The organism is Chitinophaga sp., from assembly GCF_035564935.1.
In the GTDB taxonomy this organism is placed as follows: domain Bacteria; phylum Bacteroidota; class Bacteroidia; order Chitinophagales; family Chitinophagaceae; genus Chitinophaga.
The window spans coordinates 1-3,919 of record NZ_DATMTE010000740.1 but is presented as its reverse complement, the minus strand read 5'-3'; the positions used below and the strand labels follow the sequence as shown (position 1 = coordinate 3,919).

The window sequence follows — 3,919 nt, the reverse complement described above, 5'->3', positions numbered from 1 at the left end:
GCGTTATCGGAAGCGGTTTTTTCCAGGTCTCTTTTCTGGTGGCGTTCTGCAATAAGTTGTTCTACTTCGTGGGTGTAGTTATTATAAACCGGCCAGAATTTCTGGGCTTCCTCGGGAGTGAGGTTTAATTTCTGGGACAGGTATTGGATCTGTATGGCTTTTATTTTTTCAGCTGCACTTTCGGACGCGGTTTGCTGCGCGTTACTCACGCCGGTTTGGGTGAGGAGCACAAACATTGTAATCCATATAAAATAAAAACGTTTCATCATTGTTTTTCAGGTAACACTTCCTTTGATAAATCGGTCCGTTGCAGGTATTTTTCTATAGCTTCCAGTGGAACGGCTTCATTCAGCTGACGTTGCACCGGGGTTGTTTCCACGGAAGTGGCAAAGAAAGCATCATTATCAAAGGGATCTGTGTGGGTTTGCAGGTAATTAACAATATCCTGGTCGTCCAGGGCTTCCAGCTGTTTTTCTATGTTGCTATGATGGTTGTTATTGTTGATAACGAACAGGAGGGCGCTGCTACCGATAAATGCGGTAAGACATGCGGCTACGGTCCATTTCAGCCATGTGGCGGTGCGATTCCTGTGTACGGTCCGTAAAGGAGTTACTTCATGGGAATGACTTGTCCGCAGGGATTCAAAATAGCCCGCAGGTACCGTAAAAGGCACCTTTTTGGGCATTGCCGCCAGGAGGGGGGAAAGCGTTTCCAGTTCTTCGTTTACATCAATAAAGTCCGGCTGTTCTTCTGCCTGGATCCGTTGCAGGATAGTTTTTGGCAGGTCATCAAAATAGCCGGCCGGAAGGGACGGCCGGTGATGGTCCAGGTCCGCAGCTATTTCAATTCGCAGATCTTCCAGTTGAATTTGCTGCAGGATAGCGGCGGGAAGGTGTTCAAAATAGTCTGCAGGAACCGTAAACGGTACCTCTGCAGGCCAGTTGACACCTGGTGCTATCTGCATTAATTCATCTGATATGTGAGTCTGCCTGTTCATATTTTACTGTTTTTTAGACAGGAAACGGTATTGATAGTTTAATGTGATTTTAATGTTTTAGTAAATTTCTTTAAAAATTACTTAAAATAGATATTTGTAAAATTTATGCTCAGCCGTTGCGGATGAACTCCTCGATTTTCCTGACGGCGTGGTGATAAGAGGCTTTCAGCGCGCCTTCCGAGGTATCCAGCACCTTGCTCATTTCTTCATAGGGCATTTCATCATAATAGCGCAAATTGAATACGAGCCGTTGTTTATCAGGTAAACTGAGGATGGCGCGTTGCAGTTTCCACTCCAGTTTGTTGGGATCGAACTGTGGGTCGGCCCTGAGTTTATTACTTAAGCCGGTTTCCACTTCCGAGAGGGACACAGCTGTTTTACGTTTCTGTTGTTCCAGGAAGGTGAGGCTCTCATTGGTGGCTATTTTATACAGCCAGGTATACAATTGTGCATCTTCCCGGAAATTCTCCAGGTTTTTCCACACTTTAATAAAAACGTTTTGCAGCACATCATTGGCATCGTCATGATCCATTACCATCCTGCGGATATGCCAGTAGAGCCTTTCCTGGTACTTCCGGATAATAAGGGTAAACCCTTTTTCCTTTGTATCAGACGCCCGGTATAATGCCAAGAGTGATTTATCGTCCTGTGAAACGGCCATAGGTTAAATGGTTCTAACAGGTTTTAGTTCATTGAATATAAATAAAAACCTGTTCATGAGACGCGGAGATTGGCAGAAGGTTTAATCGCTATCGCCTTCGGCGATGCGAATTTTGTCTGACTCAGGATTAAACTGATTACGCTGATTACCCTGATTTGATTACTTTGGATTTTAAATGATTTGGGGAGATAAAAGCGAATATCCGCTTATATCTCCCCAAATCCTTTAAAATCATCTTTGAAATCCAAAAAATAAAATCAGGGTAATCAGGGTAATCAGTTTAATCCTGAGTCAGACAAACTCCGCTACAATCGCCGGAGGCGATCGGGTTACGCTTTTTTCCGCTGCATCGCTTTCTCTGCAGCAGCAACGATGTGGTCTGCATCGAGGCCATATTTTTTCAGCAGATCCAGTGGTTTACCGCTTTCGCCGAAGGTATCGTTGGTACCAACGTACTCAATGGGAACGGGTATGTGGCGGGAGGCTACCTGTGCGATGCTGTCGCCCAGGCCACCGAGTACGTTATGTTCTTCGGCGGTAACGGCGCAACCTGTTTTCTTCAGGGAAGCGATCACGGCAGCTTCGTCCAGTGGTTTAATAGTGTGGATGTTGATGATTTCCACGCTGTAGCCTTTTTCTTCCAGTACTTTACCTGCTTCGATGGCAATCCAAACGAGGTGGCCACAGGCGAACAGGGTAATATCTGTTCCTTCGTGAAGGATCTGGGCTTTACCCACTTCAAATTTCTGGTCTTCAGGGGTAAAGTTTGGCCATTTCGGGCGACCGAAACGGAGATATACAGGTCCTTCGTAGTCGGCGATAGCGATGGTAGCCGCTTTGGTTTGATTGAAATCGCAGGGAACGATCACGGTCATACCGGGCAGCATTTTCATCATGCCTATATCTTCCAGGATCTGGTGGGTGGCGCCATCTTCACCCAGGGTAAGACCTGCGTGGGAAGCGCATATTTTTACATTCTTGTTGGAGTATGCAACAGATTGACGGATCTGGTCGTACACCCTTCCGGTAGAGAAGTTCGCAAAAGTAGTGGTATATGGTATTTTACCGCCGATAGTTAATCCCGCAGCGATGCCGATCATATTGGCTTCTGCGATACCTACCTGTACAAAGCGGTCAGGAAATTCTTTAATGAAGGCATTCAGTTTCATGGAGCCGAGCAGATCTGCGGTCAGGGCAACTACATTGGGGTTTTTGCGGCCCACTTCCAGTATGCCTTCGCCAAACCCACCGCGGGTTTCTTTTTCATTTAGTGGTTGAATATCTTTTACCATTGTGGTTTTTTTAAAATTGAAGCGTAAATGTAAACATTAAAAAACGAGGATCCTAGTTGCTCAGCACTTTATTACGCAGGCTCACTTCCCATTGCCAGGCGGTGCGCATACTGTCTTCAATACCGATTTTGGGTTCCCAGTTCAGTTTTTCCTTTGCTTTACTGTTATTGGCGTAGATGGCAATCACATCTCCTTCCCTGCGTGGTCCGGTGGTGTAGTTTAATTTGATGCCGGAAATTTTTTCGAATGCCTTGATGGCTTCCAGCACGGTAACACCGTTGCCGGTGCCGAGGTTAAACACTTCGCAGTTGCTGGCATTGCGGTGGTCCAGGAGATACTGGAGCGCTTTGGTGTGGGCAGCAGCGATATCCATTACATGGATATAGTCGCGTACACAGGAGCCATCGCGGGTATCATAATCAGTACCAAACACGGTCATTTTAGGGATTTTCCCGATGGCGGTTTGGGTGATTACCGGAACCAGGTTGTCCGGTTTTCCCAGGGGGAGTTCACCAATCAGTGCAGATTCATGTGCTCCTACCGGATTAAAGTAACGAAGCAGGATAGAATTGGTTTCATTTACCCGGCTATAGTCTTCAATGATCTGTTCTCCTATCTGCTTGGTGCGTGCGTATGGCGACTGTGCTTCGCCGAGCGGGGTTTCTTCCACTACGGGTAAGGCTTTGGTATTGCCGTAAACGGAGCAGGAAGAAGAGAATACGAGGTTGGGTACATTGTATTCCTTCACGCATTTCAACACGTTGATCAGTGAGGTGAGGTTGTTCTGAAAGTACATCAGGGGCTCATTTACGGATTCTCCCACTGCTTTCAGGGCTGCAAAATGGATAACGCCAACGATATCCCGGTTTTCATGAAATACCGCATTGGTGTCTTCCAGGTTACAAAGATCTACTTTGTAATTGCGTACCTTTTTTCCGGTAATTTTCTCTATACCATCTAATAATTGGG

General features: G+C 46.2%; 5 protein-coding genes. All 5 read right to left on the bottom strand.

What is annotated here, in order from left to right; all coding sequences use genetic code 11:
* Positions 1 to 236, bottom strand: a 236-nt coding sequence (locus tag VN105_RS19150; protein WP_325643164.1) for a hypothetical protein, incomplete at its 3' end; no start/stop codon positions are given.
* Between the two features lie 29 nt (positions 237 to 265).
* Positions 266 to 997 (bottom strand): hypothetical protein, encoded by a 732-nt coding sequence (locus VN105_RS19145; protein ID WP_325643162.1) that lies wholly within the window; start codon positions 995 to 997, stop codon positions 266 to 268.
* A gap of 109 nt (positions 998 to 1,106) precedes the next feature.
* A complete protein-coding gene (locus VN105_RS19140) occupies positions 1,107 to 1,658 on the bottom strand; it encodes an RNA polymerase sigma factor (protein ID WP_325643160.1) in 552 nt (183 codons plus the stop codon).
* Between the two features lie 329 nt (positions 1,659 to 1,987).
* On the bottom strand, positions 1,988 to 2,950 hold the full coding sequence (locus VN105_RS19135; RefSeq protein WP_325643158.1) for a transketolase family protein: 963 nt from the start codon (positions 2,948 to 2,950) through the stop codon (positions 1,988 to 1,990).
* Between the two features lie 52 nt (positions 2,951 to 3,002).
* Positions 3,003 to 3,919: UDP-glucose 4-epimerase GalE (galE, locus tag VN105_RS19130; protein ID WP_325643156.1), on the bottom strand; the 917-nt coding region annotated here is incomplete at its 5' end.

Coding starts and splice junctions, on each gene's coding strand:
- VN105_RS19145 (WP_325643162.1), bottom strand. CDS start 997: ATGAACAGGCAGACTCACATATCAGATGAATTAATGCAGATAGCACCA.
- VN105_RS19140 (WP_325643160.1), bottom strand. CDS start 1,658: ATGGCCGTTTCACAGGACGATAAATCACTCTTGGCATTATACCGGGCG.
- VN105_RS19135 (WP_325643158.1), bottom strand. CDS start 2,950: ATGGTAAAAGATATTCAACCACTAAATGAAAAAGAAACCCGCGGTGGG.